The sequence below is a fragment of the Paenibacillus sp. FSL K6-0276 genome, from assembly GCF_037977235.1.
Classification (GTDB): domain Bacteria; phylum Bacillota; class Bacilli; order Paenibacillales; family Paenibacillaceae; genus Paenibacillus_AQ.
In genome coordinates, this window is record NZ_CP150276.1 from 5,680,860 (window position 1) to 5,703,218 (window position 22,359).

Consider the following 22,359-nt stretch of genomic DNA (forward strand, 5'->3'; position numbering starts at 1 on the left):
TTCACCCTCCTAGTATCTAACGACCAACGGTTCCCATGCTGTTAATTACTTTGTCGAGCATTTCATCAAATGTCGTCATCATACGTGCTGCAGCATTGTAGGTCTGTTGAAATTTAATCATATCCGATAATTCTTCATCCATTGAGACACCGCTAACAGATTGTCTTTGAGATTCTAATGAATTTGTAAGACTTGTTTCGTTATTATAATTACGTTCAACATTCTGAGCACGAAGCCCAAGATCTGCGGTTAGCGCTCTAAAGAAATCATCCGTTGTACCTTGAGAAAGTGAGGTCAAACTGTCCGGAAACTTAAACACCGCATCCCTCAATCCAACCAGCGCAATTGCCATATCACTATTACCACGAATAGTCTTATTAACTCCATTGACTGTCTCATATTTTGAAGAGGCAGCAATCTTATCCGTATTCTTCGCAATCTCAGGATTTAAAGTAATGTTATCTATTGTAATCTCATTACCACCGTCCTTGGCGACAAAAAAAGGAAGTCCCGATGTAGCGGGATCTGACAATGTATAGCCCAGTGCATGCAAACCGTTGAAACCATTAACTTCTACTTTCATAGGAGAAGTTATTTCTGATCCCGCCGGGATCATCTGTCCTGCGATAATCGTCGATCCATCCTTCAAAGTTACATCATTCAGTGCTGACATTGGAGAAGAGGTTACATATCCATTATCCAAGGAAACGGTGATTTTACCGGATACTAGTGTTTTCATCATACCGTTCAATTGATTCCGTATAGTGTCTGCCTCTTGTAAGGACATGATATATCCTTTTAGTTCTCCAGCCGTTGCAGTTTGAGCGTCCCCTGCTGTTAATGGAGTTGTAGCATCAAGCCCATTAACCACATTAACGCCTGCTGCAGTAATGCTGACCATTCCGGTTTCATCCTCAGTTACCGTGACGTTAACGATTTTGGATAATTGATCAATTAACAAATCTCGCTGATCTCGATAATCATTGGCATGATCACCAAAACTCTCGTTGTCTTTTACCATCTTATTTAGCTTAGCAATGTTTTCGACAATATCATTTGCTTGAACAATCTTCTTATCAATATTAGATGCAGTATCTGTTGTTAAATTCGTGAGGGAATCACTGATGTGCTTTAGAGTATCTGCAAGATTCTGTGCTGTGCCTGCGACGGCAACTCGCGCACTAAGTAAGGAAGGATCACGATTCAGTGTTTCCCAAGAGTTCCAGAAATCATCCATTACTGTACTGAGTCCACTAGTTGAAGGTTCATTAATAATGTTCTGAATCGCTACCATAGATGTATTAAGAACTTCAGCTGCACCAAGTTCCTGATTCTCACGTCGAAATTGAAGATCCAAATAGCTGTTTCTAATACGGGTTATACTATCATACTGAACCCCTGTTCCCAGTTGCCCAGCTGCTTCACTTTTTGTGAACCCCAATGCCCATATTGGCCTTGCGGCTGAAATATTCACTCGCTGACGGGTATAACCATCTGTGTTTACATTAGATATATTATGGCCCATGGTTTGTAAGCTTGCTGTAGTCACGAATAGCGCCCTTTTACTTGTCTCAAGGGTATGAAATGTAGATGTCATAGAGGAACAACTCCTTATTTAGATCTAACTATATGTTAAGCTCTGGCATCAAAAATCCCATTTCGTTGAGGTCCACGAGCAGTAGCTGATTGTGTATCGGGGCGTTTATAGACGGCTTCATCCTCGTCCCCGCCAATGAAAAGGTTAAGGGAGTAGTCGACAAAAGAGAGGGAGTGGGAAATTAAGATCTGATTCAATTCGTTTACTTCTTTTAATTTTTCAAGCAAGGTAACAAGTTCTTGTCGGGCAGCTAAAAGTTTATTTTTATCCTCTGGATCAAATACCAGTCTCGATAATTCAGATACAGTTAATTCCAGTCGTGATTTAATGCCTTTCTCCTTCATCAGCTCTTGCCCAACGCTCTCTCGGACGGCTTCTTGCTTCTCAATTTCCTTAAGAATTCTGGATTCTTTAGACATCGTGAGCGTTAACTCACTTACATCGTTCTTAACGATGGCCTGCTTTTTAAGCTCTGCGACCACCAAAAGCTTCTCGTGCAACTCAATTAATGATTGCATCGATTCGAGTAAACGTTGAATAGACATTTCTAATCCCACCTAATTTCCCTGAAACTCTTTGAAATACGGTAACAACTTCTCAGCAAGATCTTTTGCATCAACTTGATAGGTTCCTGCAGAAAACTGTTGCTTCAAATTTTCGATCTTGAGTGCACGCTCAACGTCAGTCTTGCCAGTGTTCTGTGCTTGTAAGAGTTGAATTGCTTCATCAGAAATCGAGACTTCATCCTTACGTGAACTTTTCTTCATTAGTTCCTGCCTTTGCGCATCCGCGCTGCGTTGATACGGATTAATCGCGTTAATTCGTCCGGTCTCGTTAATTTTCATAACTTCCACCTACTTTCTAATATAAAAAAGCCGATAATCTTTACTAAGTTTATCGGCGTAGATTGAATCATTCTTTATAGCTGCAAATGTTATTTCGCAGATTTTATAGGCCACGCAGCTTATCTATGGCGCGATATGCGCCTTCTGTTGTCTTTTTGGTAGTATCCACATCAGCACTTTCCTTGGCAGCATTGGTGAGATCCTTCCTGAGCCGACTACGGCAGCTTTCACACATATGCCCATCACGAATCAGCGTTCCACACACCTCGCAGGGATACATCATATTAGGTGCATTAGCTATAGATATCCGGCCTTCTCGAATAAAGCGGGTTATTTCCTTAATAGAAATCTCCGTAGCATCGGACAGCTCTTGAATGTTGGTTCCTTTGTTCTCCCGCAAATAATCCACGCAGATCTCATATTCATGCTCCAGCTCTTTGATGCAGGGCTGGCACAACCCCATAAGATTCTTAACAAACAACCGGCCGCACCTTGGACAATTGTCTAGATTCATAACAAGCAGCCGCTCCTCTCCGTACATTCTGTACAATGCATAATATTCTTATGCTCCTAGATTACATGATTGCAGAGAATTCGTCTATGGGACGGGAGAAACGCTATTAAGCGCATGAATCTCTTCAAAAAATGAATTGGCTGTTCACAATCATGCATTTCGCTCCCCTTAGGAACGTGCCCAAGTTAAGCTATAGACCTCTACCGCATATCCATAATCTGAAACCATTTGTTTAATAATCGCAGCGCACGCACGAATAGTACTGCCCGTTGTATAAATATCATCAATAATAACAATCTGAAGAGGACGATTTAGAGGTACTTTCCTTTTCAGCCAATTCGCAAATTGTGTTGTTACTGCCGGATTCTCTGAAAAAGCATGCTTCATATCCGCTAGTCGTTCTGCCCGACTCTTAAAGCTCTGTTTTCCTGTATGGTGTGTGCGGATCAGTAGCGGAAGCTGTGGAACCTTCCTACGTCTAGACAGTACATCAGCCAATCTTTCCGCTTGATTAAATCCTCGCTCCATAAGCCGAGAATCACTAACAGGCACTGGCACTAACAAATCAGCAGACCAAGAGCGATGAATTATGGATGGTTTCCGGGATAAAATAGCACTCTGATTCTCTTTTTTCAGAGTTAAATAAGCACTATCTAGCATGAGACCAAGTAAAAGGGCATATCGTTCATTTCCGCGATATTTATACTGACCCAGCCATTCCCGCATAACACTAGTGTAGGCTACTGCACTCCGGTTGCACACAATCGGTGAGGGTTCACTATTGCGGGTACAGTCAGGACAACCCACATGCCGGCCACATTTCAGGCAACGAGGGAAACGTATCCAAGGAATGGATTCTACGCAAATCCTGCAAACTCCAGGAAATTGTGAGGATCCAGGGTTACGTTTTCCGCAGGTTAAGCATGGAGTTACAGAGGGGGACAAGAGGGACTGAAATTTACTTAACCATGAGAACATAGCGTTCATCTCAGCGTCTCCTTGCTAATATATCCTTTACGACGAGCGATAATGTTCATAGTACGGATTTGCGAGATGGCTCCACGCTGAGACCGGGTCCACTGGGGAGAGGCAAATACTACACGCCCAGCAGGATCGTTTTTAGATCGCCCGGCACGCCCCGCCATCTGAACCAATGAAGCTTCGTCAAAAAGATCGCTGTCCGCATCCAAAATAAATACATCGCTGCGTGGCACTGTAACTCCTCGTTCCAGAATCGTAGTAGTTACTAATAGGGAGATAACGCGGCTGCGGAAAGCGGTTACCTTCTCAGCTCGGAAGGGATCTTTGGAGGAAGTACCATCAATAACTACGCCGGGAAAGTTCCGACGAAGCAGAACCAGTAATCCTTCAATATGTGCAATACGAGACACAAAGCAAAAGATTTGTGCCTCTCGCTCGATCGACTTACGAAGCGTATGTATGAGCGGTCTCGGTAAATTCCCACGCTTCAGGCATGTTTGAATGGATGTCATGGTCAGATGCTGCGGCACAGGCAAGGGATGACCATGGAAGCGGACAGGCACTCTGGCATGTGGAAGTCTGCCTGAGCGGACTAACCGCTGCATTTCTTGCGGTGGTGTGGCTGATAAGTAGATAAAAGAACCATCTAGCTTGCAGGCTTGTTCTGCGGCATAAGCCAGCATAGGATCATTATGGTAGGGGTACGCATCCAACTCGTCAATGATTACGAGATCAAAACCTCTATGGAAGCGCAGCAGCTGATGGGTGGTCGCGAGCGTTAAGCGACCACTCCCCCAGCGTTCTGCGCTGCCGCCGTAAAGCACGGCGAGAATCTCCGCCGGGAAAGCCCGGGCGAGCCGCGGCGCGAGCTCGAGTACGACGTCGCGTCGCGGCGTCGCTACGAGCGCCCGCCCACCGGCGGCGAGCACGGCCTCTAGGAGCGGGAAGATCATCTCGGTCTTCCCGGCTCCCGTCACCGCCCAGAGCAGGAACCGCTCTGGGCACGGTTTGGCGGAGCGCTCACGCCGCTCCGCCAGAAAACCCAGCGCAGCGCCAGCGGCACCCGCCTGCGCTGGGCTTAACCCCCACCGGCCTGCGGCCGCGGTGGGGTCAAGGGCGGCCGTGCACCGTACGGCCGGAAGCGCTGCGCTGCGTAGCAGCAGCGCACAAGCCCGGCTGCGCCCGAGTGCGAGGCAGGCCTCGCAATAGGCGCAGCCCATAAGGCCGCACGCGGCGCATGCCGTGCGGCCGGTCGGTGCGCTGCCGCAGCGCAGGCAGCGCACAACGGCGCGGCGGGCGACAGCGCCGCGCCACAACACGTGCGGCAACTTAGCCGCCGCACGCGCCAGAGCGCCAGCACCCGCAGGGAGCTGGCGGGCCCGCGCACCGTGCGCAGCCGGGGCGGGACTGCCCACGGCGGCTGTCAGCTGCAGCCGCCCTTGCAGATGCGCCAGTTGTGCCGCCTGGCGCCAACGGCCTGTCTGCTTTGGCAATCCTTCTGCCAGCAGCGCCTCTATCTCCGGCTGCAGTAAAGAGCGGCCAGCCACCGCATGTACGAATTGTTCTACCTCCGATTCAAGCAAAGCATAATCGAGATCATTTCCTCTGCAATCATTGTTCTTCTTAGCCTGTTCTATCTCCCAACCTGGATCAGCAAACCACCATAGCGAAATCCCATCACTAAGCCACTGTTCCTCCTCCCCCATTCCTCCTGCTTCCCTCTCCTCCTTCAACTCAGGCTCAAGAACACTGCTCACGTATTCTCCCCACTCCTTAGCCCCCCAGTTCCTCATTCCGTCTCTTTGTTTAAAACGATCGCGCAACTTCACCGCCCACCCCAGCGATAGCGCAGGAGATAGTAAGACCAGCTTGTCCACTGTTACTAAGCGCCTATCTTGGCTCTCTGGTCCAGCTCCAGACCACCACCATCTATCTACCGAAAGATCTAAAGAAATCCAAACACTCCAGATACCCTTACATTCCAAAGCATATACAGCAACTCGCATTAAATCCTCCCACCTCTCGCCATTACTAATTAATTCTTCTTATAACTCGCATAACACGGCTCAACCATCCGTAAACGCAAAAAGCACACTCCCCCATTTCTTGGAGAGTGTGCTTCACCCGTTACTCACATATTTAATTAAGATCTGTTGCGCTTTGATTCGCATCCCCTACTTCCTGCCATCCCCATAAAAGGCAACGAAAAAGACTGCCCTGACAACCGCAAGTCTACTACAATCCCTTGATGCTGCAATTCTTCTTCACTCACCTGAAGAGTATACATAGATGTTGCAAGATCGATAGAGCAGCCAGTATCAGCCATCCTGGATACAATTCCAAGTGTTCCATCGCTCGAGCCATCATCCATGAACGTTACTCGAAATCGTTTTCCGGTTAGAAAAGTTTGAAATGTCAGCGCCCGAATGTACCATTCCACAACAGAAGCATGATTGCGGGTAATGAAAATATAATGAATCCATTTCACGGACTGCGGTGTCTGCCGCACCTTCTGCCGATTATGCAGCATATGAATAATCACTGCAGCGGATACATAAACAGCCGCAATCCATATCAACTGGGCTACCATGGAGATGCACCTCCTCTGTATACCAACACTATATGCCGGCTTTAAAAGGTCGGTGACTGCCCAGAGTTCCTATCAAGCATAAACGCCTTCGGCGTCCTTGCAAGGACGGTAAGCGTTTAAGCGAGAAATATAAGACATAAAGTATGGTGTGAAACTTATACTTTCTTATATTTTAAAGAAACAAGCTGTGCTCTCCTTGATTTCATTCCTATATGTAACGTAAATCTGTAGACATTGTTATAAGGTTACCCAACCATATTTGATCGAGTTGATTACAGCTTGTGTACGATCATCAACTTCCATTTTTTGCAAAATGCTACTCACATGGTTTTTGACCGTTTTTTCACTAATAAATAAATACTCACCGATCATTTTGTTACTCTTACCTTCCGCCATTAGCCGCAGTACTTCTGCTTCACGACGTGTTAAAGGATTGTTGTCACCGGCCACAAATTTAACACCGGCTTCCTTCACTACTGTATCTGTAGTTACCCCAGTCTCATTAAGGTAAGTCATACGCCGCAATTGATTGATTAGCTTTCCGGTAACCTTTGGATGGATAAAAGCGTGGCCCTCACAAACCGAACGGATTGCATTAATAAGGGATTCGGCCTCCATATCCTTCAACAAATATCCATTGGCACCTTTACGAAGGGTTTCAAACACATAACTCTCATCATCATGGATCGATAAAATAATAACCTTAACCTCCGGGAACATTCCCCGCAGTTTTTGAGTGGCCTCCACGCCATTCTCAATAGGCATATTAATATCCATTAGTACGATGTCTGGTTTAGTTCCGTTACAGAACTCTAATACTTGGATTCCGTCACCACATTCACCGATGACTTCAATATCCTCCTCCATATTCAAAATACGTTTCAGCCCTTCACGAAAAAGCTGATGATCATCCGCCAAAAGAACTTTAATGGGCGTTTTAGTAGAGTTTAAGTTCTCCATCACATTACTCCTTCCCTTTCTCCACGTTCGTCGGAATGTGGATCACGATTGTTGTCCCCTGATTCTCGGCTGATATGATTTCCATTCTGCCTTCAAGCAGCTCTACACGTTCCCGCATACCTACTAGCCCGAAGCTTTCACGATTGCCCTGCGGATTCTTTAATTTCTGCACATTAAAACCTAATCCATTATCCTTAATCACAATCTTAATTAACTGCGCTTGGTAAGTAATCTCTACCAATACGAAACTCGGGTAGGCATGTTTAGCTGCATTAGACAAAGCTTCCTGGACAAGTCGGTATACCGCTGCCTCCATGGCTGAAGATAGTCGATGTTCCTGCCCTCTGGTTTCCAAGGTTGACCGAATCTTCGTCTTTTCTTCAAAATCATGCACATATTTCCGCAAGGTCGGAATTAAACCCAAATCATCGAGAGCCATCGGTCGTAAATTAAAAATGACCTTACGCATTTCTTCCAGGCTGTAACGAACCTGCCCTTTTAAATCTAATACTTCGTCCTGCACTAGCCCAAATTCCTGCTTTACCAGCATTCTTTCTACAATTTCCGTCCTAAGGACTAGATTCGCCAGCATTTGAGCAGGACCGTCATGAATTTCCCGGGCAATTCTCTTCCGTTCTTCTTCTTGAGCCAGGATTATCTTAAGTCCGATCATCTGTCTGTTCTTCGCAGATTCGACAATTCTCGTCACTTGTCCTAGTTCTCCCGACAAATATTCAAGAACTACGCTCATTTGCGAACCGATCGACTCTGCACGCTCTACAGAGTTTTCGACACTTCGAACTCGCATTTGTAGTTCATCACGCCTGGTTCGAAGATAAACCTCTCTCTCCCTCGTCATCATGAGTTCAAGCTGAAGCTCCGTGGCTTTCTCATAAGAAATACGGATATCCTTCTCAGAATAGCGGACAAAATCCCGGCTGACCTCAGTCAGCCGGATTCTAGAGCGGTGATACTGTAGCTCTAGCTTGTCTACTTTTTTCAATGTCTCATCCGTTTCGTCCATGACCCGCTGCAGTTCTTTGTTGAGTGCTGCAAGTTCATCGCGTGCAACCTGCAATATTTCAAAAATCTGATACTTGCTGCTCTCCATCACGTCGATGGTATTTTTAATGACGCGATCAATCGCATCGGCTTGAAATTCCACGGATGCTTGCCCCTTTTCTATCGAATCATTTTAAAGGTTTTCCTTTATATTAACATATCACGATTCAATAGTTACGGTCTTCGTTTTCTGTTCCCATTTTACAGTAAATCCTAGCTGTTCAGAAACTAGTCTCAACGGTACTAAAGTCCTACCTTGCAAAATGATAGGTGCTACTTCAGCACTCTGACGTTTACCGTTCAGCAGATATTCCTTTTTGTTTACGGTAAGATCCAGTGCTTTGGCTCCGCGTAAAACCATGATCTTCTTATTCACCTGATCCCAAGTAGCACTACCTCCAAAAGCATCGAGTACATACCGAATTGGCACATAAGTACTGCCGTCTTTTACAATTGGAGCTACATCAATAGCTTTCTTTGTTCCATTTACGGTCATTGCTTTCGAGCCAATGCTCATGGAAGCCGTACCTTTCGGTAATCCTGCATCACTGGAAAGTGAAGGCATTGTAAAGGTGATATTATCAACGGCAACTGTCCCCGTCTTCGCCCGTTCGTCTTGACCTTCCTCTACGTTGACTACATAGAGTCTCTTCAGCGTAGCCGGGAATTTAATTCCTGATCCTGACAAGTCAATGTTAATGTTCTTCCAGCCGTTCCAATCGATAATCTTTGCAAGATCTACATATGCTGTAGCCCCACTGTTGTCTACAAATTCAGCACGCAGCCAATTCAAGCTCATATCGCCCATCACATCAACCGACATCGAAGTTGCAAGCGCTGGAACTGTTTTTCCGCTTGTACCATTAAGCTGAGCATAAGCATACATTTTGCCGCTGCCAGCCGTCATATCATAACTGAGTGACAGCACCTTGGAGCCTACTCTTTCGGCCGTTCCATCAACTATTGTTGCAGTACCTTGTACCGCTGGAACATTGGTAGTAAAGTCGATTGGATAGCTTACCTTCTCGAAATCTTCCCATGTTGTAGCCGCTGCTGTCGATAATACAACCACTGCACTAAATCCATCATAACGAGCAATAGCATAACCTGTAGTAACCCCTGCATCTACAGCGTTTACAGTAAGCTTGCCATCTTTCACGGCTCCCTTAAAGCCTACAAACTCCCACTTCAGGGCTGAATCTGGAACATTAATAGTTGCTCCACTCTTCGTAGCTGCCGTAACAGGGACAGACACAGTCGTTCCGGCTGTCAGTGGCGCTGTAGCTGTACCTACACTCATACTGGATAGATCTTCTCCACCCAGAACTGTAACGGTTGTAGAGGCGCTTGCAGCACCGCTTTTAGCCGTTAAGGTAACGGTACCTGGCTTCACTGCCGTTACTTCACCTGCACTTACAGTTGCGCTTCCGCCGCTTGATACCCAAGTAGGATTACCTGCTGCTACATCAATAGGGTTATAGTAAGTGTCATAACCTTTTAAAGAATATGTTGCTTTCTGTCCAACTAGCAGTACGGAACTTCCGCTAATCTTGATTCCTTTCACTTCACCTTGAGGTGCGTTAGTGTAAACACCAAGCGCGTTAACGATGCTACGTTGCTCTGTGCCATACTCCGTATTAAATGTGAGTGTAGTTGAGGTTTCACCGAGGGGCCGGTCTACCATCGTCGTAGAGCCACCTCCATCGAGATTAAGACCTTTCCAGACTCCAATATTCGTCATAAATGATTGCAATTCGGTTAGAGACATCCCTGAACTATTGCCATTTTTCTCAGCAGCTATGATATATACATAACGTCCGTCCTGAGAGTATCCTAAAGCCGTGCGTGCACGATAGCCCCCAATGCTGCTAGTTGAACGTGAGAACGTTGCTGCTTTTCCGTTATTTACTAGAATCGTATGTCCGCCAATCATTGTTTGCAGATTCGCAGGATCCAGCGATTGCTGTGTAGTCTTGGATTTCAGGGAATACACACTTGTTACAGGTTGTCCTACCGTCAAATGGGCAGTAACATACCGTGCGGCTAAGCCATGTGCTCGCAAAATATAAGCTCCCTTCGGAACCGCCATTGGGAGTGCAGCATTTTCTGATATTTGAGTAACTACACCATTCTCAACAAGTACCTCTGTTGGAGTGGTAGAGCTATTTTTAGGACGGTCGAGTGCAGTCCATACATCTGTGTAGATGTACATAGCATTAGCATGACTATAAGTCGAGCTTCCGCCTTCAGGACTATAAGCACCTTTATTGATACCGGAGATCTCAAACTGTGCGCCATCTGGCGCGGTTACCATTCCCTCAAAGCTGTACTCATCAATAATAGGTTTACGATCTTTAGTCACTGCAAAGGCATACATTCCATCCAATTGTGAAGGGGTAGACACCATTACTCCACCTGACACTTGTCCACCGATCGGAGCGCCCTCACCACCTGTATTAAAATAATCGCCATTTACTGCGGCCACGGCCCCTGTTTCCTTAGCCATTCCACCAGTACTTTGCCGCGTAGTCAGGTTTCCACCTTTACCAGTCATGACATCCAAAGAAACATATGGATTGTTGAGGTCTACTCGGATAACATCCGCAAGCCCAGAAGCACTCGCACCAGAACGTGTAGTAGTATATTTATATTTCATCATAATAGCTCCCGAAGTAATCACTTCTTCTCCCAGCTTACTTACTTTAAAAGGAGCTGTGGCTGCAGCTGCGATTGGTGCAGACTCCTGACCAAACAGCAACATACCTTCACTGCCGATTACCGGCATAATCCATAACACACCAGCCAATGAAGCAGCAATCCACTTTTTAGTGGAAGATAATTTTATTCCCCGTACAACTTCGCTACTCTTCTTCTCCATGAAAACTTCATTCATTTCAACGTAACTCTCCCATCTCTTTTGTACTCTTCAAGTCATTATCAAAGTCTGGAAACTGGTTCCTATTTTTCTAGTACTCTTTTAATAGACTGAAAATATGCCAAAAAGTTGCGAAATTGAGAGATTTCAAGCTTTATAGAGTCAAAACTGTCATAATTAAATAAGAAGAAACGCCTTCGGCGTCCTCTCAGGGACGATGATCGTTTCTGCGAAAAATAGAAGGATAATTTATAGCGTAAGCATTTAAATTCTTATATTTCGACAAAAAAAGCCCGGCATATTTGCCGGACTTTACCAATTTCTTCATTGTTTACTAGAGTTGTTTACAAGTATTCTGCCTGTTTCAGCATCCGCTGCAGCATCACGGCAGCTTGAGCACGGGTGGCATTTCCTTGAGGTTGAAATTCACTTACTGTCATGCCCAAAATAATCCCTGATTGCACTGCCTTCGCTACGAACTCAGCGCTTTGATTCTGAATTTTCGATTTATCCTTAAATCGTGCTAGTGTGGAAGCAGAGTTACCGCTTAACGTAATAGGATGATTGGTATATTCCATCGCACGAATCATCATAATCGCCATCTGCTCACGTGTTATATTGTCATTTGGACGGAAGGTACCATCCGTATTCCCTGTAATAATACCAGCCTTTGCCGCTGCGCCAATGTAGTCTCCAGTTTGTGTGGAAGGCTGCACATCCCGGAAACGTTGTGCTGTCTCACGATCTCCTAGCAAACCCAGACCGCGACTAAGCATTACAGCAAACTCAGCACGGGTAATTTTTTTCTCCGGATTAAACGCACTACCATAGCTATTATCGATAATATTCTTAGCGCTAAGCTCAGCTACAATCGCATTGCTCCAATGCTTACTCATATCCGTAAAGGCTCGGGTGGACAAGAAGGTCCCTAACACCTGATTGCCTGCGGTACGAGCACGGATAATCGTATAGTTGCCTACCGTACTGATTTTTGTAGGTAGATAAGCCGCATCGTAATAGGAAAGGTCTAACCTAGCTGCAGAGGTCTGCGCACTATTTAACGAAGAGGTAGTACGTACGGTATATTCTCCTGGTACAGTCAATGCTTTAGCATTCGAATAATTACCGCTAACGATCGCCGTCACCCGGACATCCATAAGACTAGTAATGGTTCGCATACCCATCGTTTGTAGCTTTTGCTCGAAAGGTGTAAATGTACCTGCTGGAACTTTATCTAAGCGAAGCACGAGTGAAATATTTTTACTGTCTGAGATCAGGCTGCTCGCAAGCCCGTTCATATCAATATCATCGAGCCCTACGCTAAATAGATTATCTCCATGACGAATCATAAACTTAGTATTTTTATTACGATTTACCGCGTCAAGCAATGGTTTTAGCGGAACGGTCACAAAAGCTGCTTGCTCAGTGGAAGGAACCTCAAAGGTTAATATATCATTGTTCATCTTATACAGATATTCATAACTGGCAGCTATTCGGTCTGCGTTTAAAGTATATCTTTTTACAGATTGATTATATAAAGAACGGTCATCCACAATTTGTGAGGAATCGCTCTTTAGTAGTGCATACTCTTTTCCAAACTCACTCGTTGCAAGTGTTCCTAGATAAGATGGACGACTTCCAGATCCGGTGGTCACGCCGGTTAGATTCTGAACGGATAGTGCAGAGAATGAGGACAGTATATTACCACTCAAATCCTTAATAGTACCGGTACCAGACATATAGGACAGGTCGACAGTTTGCCCGGTCTTTACAACCGAGGATAACGTTATTTTTAGAATATTGCCTGAGAGATAGTAGGATTGCACTCCCAAGCTACTGCCATCTACTCTAACTCCGAACTGATTGGCGTAGAGGGAACCGGATGCCTGCATATTCTTGGCAAAGGTAACTGTTAGCTCGTCACCTGAAACGGTCGCCGAATTAATCTCCGGTATGGTAGTACCGCTGTTTTCCGAGATCGATACAGGCTGCAGATTAATATATGCCGCACGGTTTCCATTCAGATCGCTTAACCCGACAGAACCTGGCACATAAGATAAGCTCACATTCTGATTAACTTTCAGCGCAGTTTGAAGAGTTAAAGTAACCTGAGTGCCGCTGACCGATACATTAGTCACATAATTAGGTGTGCTGCCCACTAACACAGAGAATTGGCTATTCAGCGGGAGATTTGTTGTAGACAAGCCTTCATTATAATTCAGAATGATTTTAGTGCCGCCTCCGGTTGCACTTTGAAACACTGGCGCAATCGTATCGTTACTGTTACGGATATTAAAATCAGTAAAGTCCGCAATATTTTGTCCATAAGAATTTTGCAAAGGATAAGAACCTGCATAGTAGGACACCCGAACGTTCTGCCCATTCGAAGCTTCACTACTCAATGTTAAATATACTGTATTGCCACTGGAACTTATCGAGTTGACCCCAAGTGAGCTTCCATCTGAAGTCACTGAGAACTGGTTATGAGCGTAATAGGAAACCGGCTTTAGTGTGTCGTTAAAATTTAATACTACGGATCTTCCCGTGATTCTCCCGTCTTTAGGTGTCGGCATGGAGGACTCGATGGAATTCGTGATCTGTTTAGAGCTAAAAGTGCTAGCCGCATTTCCGCTTGGATCCTGAATCGTCCGCAGTCCGCCATTATAGCTGACCTTTACAATCTGCCCAACAGCAACTCCTGTACTCAGCACCACATAGGCGCTGTCTCCCTGAATATAGACACTTTCAATCGCTCGATTCTCGTCATTCACCGTAACTCCAAAGCTTGAGGTCAACAGCGCTATGGATGAATTGAGAGACTCATTATATTTCAGACGAATCGTTCGGTTATTCTCAAGCTGTGCAGATGTGAGCTGTGGAGCTGTTTTGTCCAGAGACAAGGTCTTGAAGCTCCATGAATTTTTACCACTGAGTCCGTCATATAGAACGTTGGCATCACTTGCATCTACAAAAGACCCTTTGGCGATGTCAATGTAATAAGTTGAATCACTATCTAACGCTACGGAAGGTGTGATTATATACTCTTTAGCTGTAGTGGTACTCCGAGTAACGGTAACCGGTACCTGAGATCCTCCACTTTTATAAAGAGCCACACCATTTGCCAATGCACTGTTGTAATTCACATCCCGATTAAACGCGATCGAAAAGGATCTGTTGTTAGCTATAGATTCACTTCGATCAGATGGATTCAAAGCACTTATGCTTAGTCCAGTCAAAGATACTGTTGTAAATGTCCAAGTGTACGGGCCCGAGGCAGGAAATATATTTCCGTCTTGATCATAAAAAGCACCTTGGGGGATCGTAACCGTATATTGCGTACCGTTTAGCAGCGGTGAGGCTGTTGAGGCTGGATTCAATGTTATGGTTCTGCTACTTCCTCCAGTAACGGCTGGGGAGTTCACATTAAGCCATCTTGTTCTAGCATCGTTAGCCGCCCCTGGGGACACCGTAATTACACCTGATGCAGGCATCATAGGACGGTCAAAAGTGAGCTGTAGCGCTCCTGTGGTAGATATACCACCTGCACCGTTAGCCGGTGATGGGGTCATCGGAATTTCAGCTACACCTTTCGTAGAGAAACTCCATACATTCCCGCTAGAAATACCAGAAAACGTTCGATTATCAACATCCTTAAAAGCGTAGGAATCGATAAGAACATAATAATTTCCTCCAGCTGCCAACGCTTTCTCTAACGTTAATTTAACTGTAGTAGAGTTAGCATCAGTTAGAACGTTAACTCTAGTATCATCATCTTTGATTTTGAACTCTTGCACTGTTGTATTATCTGCTGAGGATAGGATTCGGATAGAGCCTCCACCTTTTAACAGCTGCTTATTTAGTGTCAGACTAAGTTCCTTTAAACTCCCGGCATCCACTCTTGCATTACTAGCCGGTGTAAAGTTGCCTGCCGTGATAGCCGTATTACTCTCAGGAGCGGTGGTAAATGCCCATGAAGTAAGTCCTGATTCATTACCCTCATTATCTTTGAATAATCCTTTTGGAATTGTCACCGTGTATGCTTTATTCGGAGTGAATTGTTGGTTTGCCCCTAACTTAAGCTCGTATTCTTTTGAACTACCAATTAAACCATAACTACCAATAGGAATCGTCACAAAAGGTGTACTATCACCCTGACCTGTGATGGTAATTTCTCCAGCCTGTGGGTTTACTTGACGATCGAAGCTTAGTTTAAGAGATGATCCTATATTTACATAGGTTGCTCCGGGTGCTGGCGAGACCGTTATACCAAACTCTGATGCAGCGTACACTGCTGAATTCCCTATTCCGATCGCAGGATAACCCGATCCAAGTACCAGCTCTCCTGCTAGAATAAGTGCCGTCCATATTGAAATTTTTCTTTTCATGCCGTAATAGACTCCTCTCAAACCATACTAACGTCTTTATGTATATTCTTATATTTCGGTTAAAGGGCTTACAAAGTTTAGTAGTCTACTTCTCTAGGTTTAGAATCACTAGCATTACTGCCCATTACACGAAAAATAGCCCGCAGAGCTGACACCAAGTGCCAACTAGCGGGCTAACCTATAATAAGAGCTATAATTAAATTAAAGTTCTGCTTGACCTCTTAGCAATTCTGCTTTGTCTACGCGTTCCCAAGGAAGATCTACATCAGTACGTCCGAAATGGCCGTATGCCGCAGTCTGTCTATAGATCGGTTTACGCAAATCAAGCATGGAGATGATACCCGCAGGGCGAAGATCAAAGTTGTTGCTAATCAGTTGAACCATCTTTTCCTCACTGATTTTACCTGTTCCGTATGTATCTACATTAATCGAGACAGGAGTAGCCACACCGATGGCATAAGCAAGCTGGATCTCACATTTATCAGCTAGACCTGCAGCTACAAGATTCTTCGCTACATAACGAGCAGCATAAGCCGCAGAACGGTCCACTTTCGTTGGATCCTTACCAGAGAATGCGCCGCCGCCATGACGAGCATATCCGCCGTACGTATCAACGATAATCTTACGTCCAGTCAGACCGGCATCCCCTTGAGGACCACCAATAACAAAACGTCCTGTTGGGTTAATAAAGTATTTGGTTTCAGCATCAAGCAGCTCCGCAGGAACAACAGGCAAAATAACATGCTCTTTAATATCAGCCTGAATTTGTTCAAGAGAAATTTCCTCTGCATGCTGTGTAGATACTACAATAGCGTCTACGCGTACAGGCTTCTCATCCTGATACTCAATCGTAACTTGTGTCTTCCCGTCTGGACGCAGATATTCCAAAGTTCCGTTCTTACGAACTTCAGATAAGCGACGAGCAATACGGTGTGATAAAGCGATCGGAAGCGGCATCAGTTCAGGTGTCTCATTCGTAGCAAAACCGAACATTAACCCTTGATCACCCGCACCAATATTTGCCGTTTCTTCAGCCATTTGAGCTGGATCACGGTGCTCCAGAGCAGAGTTTACACCTTGAGCAATATCAGCCGACTGCTCATTAAGCGAGCTCAAAACTGCACAGGTATTATAATCAAAACCATATTTTGCACGTGTGTAGCCAATTTCTTTAATGGTATTGCGTACGATGGCAGGAATATCTACATACTCAGATTTGGTACTGATTTCCCCGATCACCAAAACAAGACCAGTTGCTACTGCTACTTCGCAGGCTACACGTGCATTTGGATCATTAGCTAAAAACGCATCCAATACCGCATCGGAAATCTGGTCACAGATTTTATCCGGATGCCCTTCAGTCACGGACTCGGAAGTAAACAAATGACGTCCTTTAATAGACAAGTATAACAACCTCCCTTATGGTTAGTCTGACGATGTATAAGGAGTTCCTTAATAATCACAGGCCAAATTAATAAAAAACTATAAATGCAAAAAATGAACCTTTCCCATATGGAAAAGGTCTAAGGCTTTCCTCAAAAGTCATATTATCTTATTTGGGAGGTGGTGTCAATTGCTCCGAAACCCCTCCATCACAGTATAAATATTGATTCCACGGTATTAAAAAGCAATATCAGATAGGAGTAATAAGAGTTCCTTCACCCGATATTATTAAAGAAGAGACTGTTCGGCTTGCTTAATGAGTCTCTTCGTGATTTCTCCGCCAACAGAGCCATTATCTCTTGAACTAAGATGTCCAAGATACTGGCTACGGCCAGAACTACTACCTCCGATTGCTCCCAATTCAGAAGCAAACTCCGTGTCTGCTCCGCCTCCATAATGAGCTCCATATAAACCAAATTCAGCTGCAATTTCATATTGCATTTGCTTCAGCATTGCCCGACTTTCCGGTACCACTGTACGATTGTTACGTGCCATGTTACAGCACCTCCTGTGAATTTGTAAGATTACAGGAATATTGTGCGTTCAACATCCACTCTTCAATCGCGCCAATGATTTGTAACTTTGGAAATTCAGTTTGTAGGTATGATTATTCACTTCTAAGGGCATTATGAATATAAATCATTACACCTTATTTTAGGGTATATCCACCGCGAACCATGACAACAAGGCCAAGGGTTTGTCCCTCTTGAACCGTTATACCACGGCCATTACGAGGGAAGGATAATAAATGGTTAGTCGGTGCAGCTACACCATTAAGAAGATCTTTACCGTCAGTTAAATCAGCAACGCCATTTGCATCTTGTGAGAAGATAACTGCTTTACCCGCGCGAACAATAAACTCAGCACCTGCGGAAGCAATTAAGGTTTGACCTGGTTTTACATCGACAATTACGGATTCATTACTGCTAGTAGTTGGACTTGTTGTTGCTGTTGGAGCTGAGCTTGGACTCGGAGTTGCTGTAGCTACTGGAGTTGTAACTGCACCACCTGAGAGTGCTTTCTGAATTTGCTGATCAACGTAGCTTTTGGTAACTACTGGGTCATCTGCTGTTCCAGGTTGTGAACCCACACCTGCACCTTCAGCAGTAACATTTAGGAGTGATCCAGCCCATACGCCACCAGCCAGCAATACAGCAGCTGTTGTTACTTTCCATACCGATTTCAATGAAGTTCCTCCTCCTGAGTGGGGATAAAAGCCTATAAAAAAAGAATAGCCTCCGAAGAGGCTATTCTGTGCTTCGGTAATCGGAGATTACTTAGCGGAGATTTCTGTTTCACCTTTGATAACGTTGTTGTCAGTATCAGTAAGTTTAGCGTCTTTTACGACTTTAATTACGATTCTGTTAACATCATTACTGTTAAGATCAAGTACTTCACCTGTAGTTACTTTGTTGTCGATGGCATGTTTCTTAAACTTAACAGACCATTTGCCTTTGTCAGAACCATACTCAATCTTAGTGATTGAATAGATATCATTTTGATCAACAGCAGTTGTATCGGAGTTGATGAAGAATTTCAGATCTCTCTTCATATCAACATCAGTAGTCTTATCGTTCAGATCCTTAGTGAATCCGAGGATCAGTTCAGTAGAACTACCGCTGGATACTACAGCAGAAGTGAAGACTGGAGCAATTCTGCTAGTCAACTTACCTGTTTTCTTAGAAGCGGAACCATCGATTGGGTTGCCCGCTACATCAGTAACACCATTAACTACGAATTCATAGTTATCAGTCTTCTCAACACTGGAGCTTGGAATGTGTACATATGCACGAGCATAAGTTGGATTAGTTGCACTTTCGATTCTTACACCAGCAGCATTTAACGTATCGATTGTTACGAAAGATCCTGCAGGTAGACCTTTGTTACCTAATGTGTAACTATTGATATCTTGCATAGAAGCACTATTCAAGCCACCTGCATCATACAGATTGACTTCGATTGTGATATCGCTATAAGTTGATGTTCCTACAGTCAGTTGGCTATCTTTGAACACGATGCCACTATTATCAGCATTGAAGCTGTACAATGCTGGTACAGTAGTATCATTCGAAGCACTACCGATAGAAACAGTCAATACAGTTGCAGTGGACTCATTACCCGAGAAGGACTTATCTTTGAATAGTCCTTGTGGCAAACGTACAGAGTACGATCCAGCAGGAACATTCACGCCAGTCAATGTAAATGTTTTGCCGCTTCCCACTACGCTACTAGCGCTGTGTGTCAATTTAGTGGAATTACCATTTTTATCGTTGATCAGGTATACATCACCTTTACCAAGATAAACGACATCTTCGGAGAATTTAAGAACAAGACCTTTATTAGTTGCAGTAGTTGTGTAAGTAGCAGTAGTTACTGTAGGAGCTACTGTATCCTTAGTAAAGGTGATATCTTTTTTAGTTTCAGTACCTAGGATGTTACCCAGAGTATCCTTAACTGTTGCTCCGAAAAGAACTGATCCAGTAAATGTACCAGAGCTAGGGAAGCTGCTCAAAGGAGTTTCCAAAGTGAACTTCTTACCATTGTCAGAAGTAACTACACGGAAAGTACCTTGGCTTTCACCTACAGCGTTAAGCAAACGAACATTACCTACTAGGGAAGCACGCTCAACGTTTTTATCGAATTCAACTTCGACAAATTTGTCGCTGATAGCTGTTACGCTCTTGATTACTGGAGCAGCTACATCAGACACTACAGTAACTGTAGTTTTGATTGGGTTAGGGTTAGCTACATTACCAGCATAGTCAGTAACGTTTGTAAGCGATACGTCATAAGTCTTACCACTTTCCAAAGTATCTGCAGTCAATTTGAACTCAGTGTAAGTGTCATTTTGAACAGATACAGAAGCACTCTTACCATTTACGGTAGCAATAATACCAGTTGTTTTAACCGGCTCGCTGAATTTAACATAAACATCTTTAGTCGTTGCTTTAGCTGTAGAACTAACAGATGCAACAGTCGGTGCAACAGTATCAGCTACAGTCAACAACGAAGTGAAAGCAGGAATCTTTTCACCAGCAGTAGTAGTCACAGCATCACTTACAACAACTGTGTAGTTACCTTTAAGAGCTTTAACGCCTGGCAAAGTGATTACAGCTTCAGTGTTATCTGCGTTGAAAGAAACATTTGCATTAGCAGCTTCATCATCTTTGTTGCCAACCTTAGTTACTTTTACAACACCATCGATAACTTTGCTGGATTCAGCCAAAGTACCAGTATCGATTGAACGGTTGAATTTAACAACCACTTGCTTAGCATTTGGAGCTTCTACAGAAACAACCTTAGGAGCTGCCAATGTTACTTTTGTAGTGTAATCGTGGTTGTTGTGTTTGAAGTTAATTGTAGTTTCAACGCCTGCTACAAGAGCAGTAGTCAATTCAACAGTTGTAGTAGTTTTATCAGAGAAAGTAACAACTACTTTAGTTGGGCTTACTGCGTCTGCAGAAGCTACAGTAGGAGCTACAGTCAATTGATCAACTGCATAAGCTGTTTCAACTACCAAAGAACGGCTAGCGTTAGCTTTGAAGTTAGTGTCTTTAGCAATCAGACCAGCATTGATTACCGCTTGAGCATAACCTTTAGCCCATGCAGATGCAGTGTTGTCAGTTGTAGCTGGTGTTTCAAGTTTCAAAGCGCGGAACAATACAGCCGCTACTTCTTCAACTGTTACTTTACCATTGTAGTCAAAGATACCTTTAACAGTATCTTTACCTTGCATCAAGTTAGCTGCAGTAACAGCTTCGATGTAAGGAACTGCCCAGTTCTTAGCGTTGTAACCTTTGTCTTTGTAAGACAATTTGTTAGTTACTTCAGTAAGATCGAACAATTTAGTAACGATCTTCGCGAATTCAGCGCGAGTAAGATCTTTTTCAAGGTGAGCTTTACCATCTGGGTACCCATTGAGAATACCTTTCGCTGCCAAAGCATCAAATTTTTGTTGCGGAGTTGTTGCTGCGTCACCAAACGCTACAGAGGCAAACATCGAGAATGCCATTGCTGTAGATAATGCTACGGATAAAATTTTCTTCATAACCTTTTTTTCTCCTCCTTGGACGTTCATAAACTGAGATTTTTCTTTAGTTGAGTAGCTCGTGTCACTCATTAGCCGATGCACCCCCTTTCCAGAGTTGAGCAAATTAAGTATAAATAATGTCTGTGACGGGTATCACAGAAACTGGTAAACAATGATCAGGACATGACAATACTAGATTCCTAATTATACCTAAGTATTATACAATGTGCCTCAAGTCACGTAAAGCTAATTTTTCCATTTTGTTAAATTTGCTTTACCACCGGTTAATTTCAACTGCCTGTGTAAATGACTCTACACCTTAAACGCAGAAGATTTGGAAAAGTTGCGGTTTTTCAAAAAATAATTTATTCTTTTATTTTTTTCCGGTACAATCCCAATAGAAGATACATATGTATATTCTACTAACTATTGTTAATCATGGGTCGCTACGGAAAACAGTATACCATAGTCGCTTTCTAATCGTCATTATGCAATATTTACTAAGCATCATTAACACTACTTCATGATAATCAAACATTATTACAACAACAAAAAAGCGCCGTTACCGGCGCTTGCTTCTATTACAGAAGGTCTAACGAATCTTCATTGATAACTGGATCAATTCCTGACGCTTCTCAGGACTGGAGTTTACATTGTCATACATTGCATCAATAGCCGCACGGTTCTCGCGGTAGCTCTTCTCATGCTTAATTGTAGTATGAGACCATTCGATCAGAGCGTTCTCAGCAACAACAAGTTCGTTGTATGAATCATGGAATCCTGTAGCCTGCACAAGCTCCTCCATGACCTCCTGTGTAATCTCCTGTAATGCCCGCTTAGCCGCAATTTCCTTTTCCAACACTTTTGCTCTATTCTCAAACATATTCTTGGCTTTCATGTAATCCAACTGTGCTTTTGCTAAAATCGGTTTCATGGATGGCTTTCACCTTTCAGAAAATAATGTTTATACGTTATTGTATCGTAAATCAGAGCAGATTACAAAATTTATGTCCTTGGTAATTGCTCTCATTACATTAAAACACCGGTCTGCGAGTATTTTTTCGCAGACCGGTGAAC

At 44.0% G+C, this 22,359-nt stretch carries 16 protein-coding genes; all 16 read right to left on the minus strand.

Translation table 11 applies throughout. The features are described from left to right. Positions 1-16 precede the first annotated feature (16 nt). The 16 genes from flgK to MHH52_RS26920 all read right to left on the minus strand — a co-directional run bounded on the left by flgK (position 17) and on the right by MHH52_RS26920 (position 22,216). On the minus strand, positions 17-1,597 hold the full coding sequence (gene flgK, locus MHH52_RS26845; RefSeq protein WP_340005395.1) for a flagellar hook-associated protein FlgK: 1,581 nt from the start codon (positions 1,595-1,597) through the stop codon (positions 17-19). A gap of 35 nt (positions 1,598-1,632) precedes the next feature. Continuing rightward, a complete protein-coding gene (locus tag MHH52_RS26850; protein ID WP_340005397.1) occupies positions 1,633-2,142 on the minus strand; it encodes a flagellar protein FlgN in 510 nt (169 codons plus the stop codon). Positions 2,143-2,154: 12 nt separating this feature from the next. Beyond that, a complete protein-coding gene (flgM, locus tag MHH52_RS26855) occupies positions 2,155-2,442 on the minus strand; it encodes a flagellar biosynthesis anti-sigma factor FlgM (RefSeq protein ID WP_340005399.1) in 288 nt (95 codons plus the stop codon). Positions 2,443-2,545: 103 nt separating this feature from the next. Continuing rightward, complete coding sequence (locus MHH52_RS26860) at positions 2,546-2,956, minus strand: TIGR03826 family flagellar region protein (RefSeq protein WP_340005400.1); 411 nt, start codon at positions 2,954-2,956, stop codon at positions 2,546-2,548. A gap of 168 nt (positions 2,957-3,124) precedes the next feature. Continuing rightward, positions 3,125-3,682, minus strand: a complete 558-nt coding sequence (locus tag MHH52_RS26865; protein WP_340005401.1) for a ComF family protein — start codon at positions 3,680-3,682, stop codon at positions 3,125-3,127. A gap of 257 nt (positions 3,683-3,939) precedes the next feature. Further along, positions 3,940-5,943, minus strand: a complete 2,004-nt coding sequence (locus MHH52_RS26870) for a helicase-related protein (protein ID WP_340005402.1) — start codon at positions 5,941-5,943, stop codon at positions 3,940-3,942. A gap of 137 nt (positions 5,944-6,080) precedes the next feature. Then, positions 6,081-6,527 carry a glycosyltransferase family A protein gene (locus MHH52_RS26875; protein ID WP_340005403.1) on the minus strand — a complete coding sequence of 149 codons (447 nt, stop codon included), beginning with the start codon at positions 6,525-6,527 and terminating at the stop codon, positions 6,081-6,083. Between the two features lie 237 nt (positions 6,528-6,764). Continuing rightward, complete coding sequence (locus tag MHH52_RS26880; protein WP_340005405.1) at positions 6,765-7,487, minus strand: response regulator transcription factor; 723 nt, start codon at positions 7,485-7,487, stop codon at positions 6,765-6,767. A 4-nt stretch (positions 7,488-7,491) separates the two neighbouring features. After that, positions 7,492-8,652: a histidine kinase gene (locus tag MHH52_RS26885; protein ID WP_340005406.1), complete on the minus strand. Its 1,161-nt coding sequence runs from the start codon at positions 8,650-8,652 to the stop codon at positions 7,492-7,494. Between the two features lie 57 nt (positions 8,653-8,709). Continuing rightward, positions 8,710-11,442 (minus strand): stalk domain-containing protein, encoded by a 2,733-nt coding sequence (locus MHH52_RS26890; protein ID WP_340005408.1) that lies wholly within the window; start codon positions 11,440-11,442, stop codon positions 8,710-8,712. Between the two features lie 326 nt (positions 11,443-11,768). Next, positions 11,769-15,809 (minus strand): Ig-like domain-containing protein, encoded by a 4,041-nt coding sequence (locus MHH52_RS26895; protein WP_340005410.1) that lies wholly within the window; start codon positions 15,807-15,809, stop codon positions 11,769-11,771. Positions 15,810-16,010: 201 nt separating this feature from the next. Further along, positions 16,011-17,213 carry a methionine adenosyltransferase gene (gene metK / locus MHH52_RS26900; RefSeq protein ID WP_313638577.1) on the minus strand — a complete coding sequence of 401 codons (1,203 nt, stop codon included), beginning with the start codon at positions 17,211-17,213 and terminating at the stop codon, positions 16,011-16,013. 267 nt (positions 17,214-17,480) lie between these two features. Then, on the minus strand, positions 17,481-17,747 hold the full coding sequence (locus MHH52_RS26905; RefSeq protein WP_340005412.1) for an alpha/beta-type small acid-soluble spore protein: 267 nt from the start codon (positions 17,745-17,747) through the stop codon (positions 17,481-17,483). A gap of 154 nt (positions 17,748-17,901) precedes the next feature. Continuing rightward, on the minus strand, positions 17,902-18,438 hold the full coding sequence (locus tag MHH52_RS26910) for a hypothetical protein (protein ID WP_340005413.1): 537 nt from the start codon (positions 18,436-18,438) through the stop codon (positions 17,902-17,904). Positions 18,439-18,525: 87 nt separating this feature from the next. Next, complete coding sequence (locus tag MHH52_RS26915) at positions 18,526-21,300, minus strand: Ig-like domain-containing protein (protein WP_340005414.1); 2,775 nt, start codon at positions 21,298-21,300, stop codon at positions 18,526-18,528. Between the two features lie 574 nt (positions 21,301-21,874). Further along, complete coding sequence (locus MHH52_RS26920; protein WP_042131350.1) at positions 21,875-22,216, minus strand: hypothetical protein; 342 nt, start codon at positions 22,214-22,216, stop codon at positions 21,875-21,877. Positions 22,217-22,359 lie beyond the last annotated feature (143 nt).

Excerpts from the sequence above, each read along its gene's own strand:
- MHH52_RS26905 (WP_340005412.1), bottom strand. The coding sequence starts at position 17,747 with ATGGCACGTAACAATCGTACAGTGGTACCGGAAAGTCGGGCAATGCTG.
- MHH52_RS26875 (WP_340005403.1), bottom strand. The coding sequence starts at position 6,527 with ATGGTAGCCCAGTTGATATGGATTGCGGCTGTTTATGTATCCGCTGCA.
- flgM (WP_340005399.1), bottom strand. The coding sequence starts at position 2,442 with ATGAAAATTAACGAGACCGGACGAATTAACGCGATTAATCCGTATCAA.
- MHH52_RS26880 (WP_340005405.1), bottom strand. The coding sequence starts at position 7,487 with ATGGAGAACTTAAACTCTACTAAAACGCCCATTAAAGTTCTTTTGGCG.
- MHH52_RS26920 (WP_042131350.1), bottom strand. The coding sequence starts at position 22,216 with ATGAAACCGATTTTAGCAAAAGCACAGTTGGATTACATGAAAGCCAAG.
- MHH52_RS26870 (WP_340005402.1), bottom strand. The coding sequence starts at position 5,943 with ATGCGAGTTGCTGTATATGCTTTGGAATGTAAGGGTATCTGGAGTGTT.
- MHH52_RS26915 (WP_340005414.1), bottom strand. The coding sequence starts at position 21,300 with ATGAAGAAAATTTTATCCGTAGCATTATCTACAGCAATGGCATTCTCG.
- MHH52_RS26865 (WP_340005401.1), bottom strand. The coding sequence starts at position 3,682 with ATGCGGGAATGGCTGGGTCAGTATAAATATCGCGGAAATGAACGATAT.
- MHH52_RS26890 (WP_340005408.1), bottom strand. The coding sequence starts at position 11,442 with ATGAATGAAGTTTTCATGGAGAAGAAGAGTAGCGAAGTTGTACGGGGA.
- MHH52_RS26850 (WP_340005397.1), bottom strand. The coding sequence starts at position 2,142 with ATGTCTATTCAACGTTTACTCGAATCGATGCAATCATTAATTGAGTTG.
- MHH52_RS26895 (WP_340005410.1), bottom strand. The coding sequence starts at position 15,809 with ATGAAAAGAAAAATTTCAATATGGACGGCACTTATTCTAGCAGGAGAG.
- MHH52_RS26860 (WP_340005400.1), bottom strand. The coding sequence starts at position 2,956 with ATGAATCTAGACAATTGTCCAAGGTGCGGCCGGTTGTTTGTTAAGAAT.
- flgK (WP_340005395.1), bottom strand. The coding sequence starts at position 1,597 with ATGACATCTACATTTCATACCCTTGAGACAAGTAAAAGGGCGCTATTC.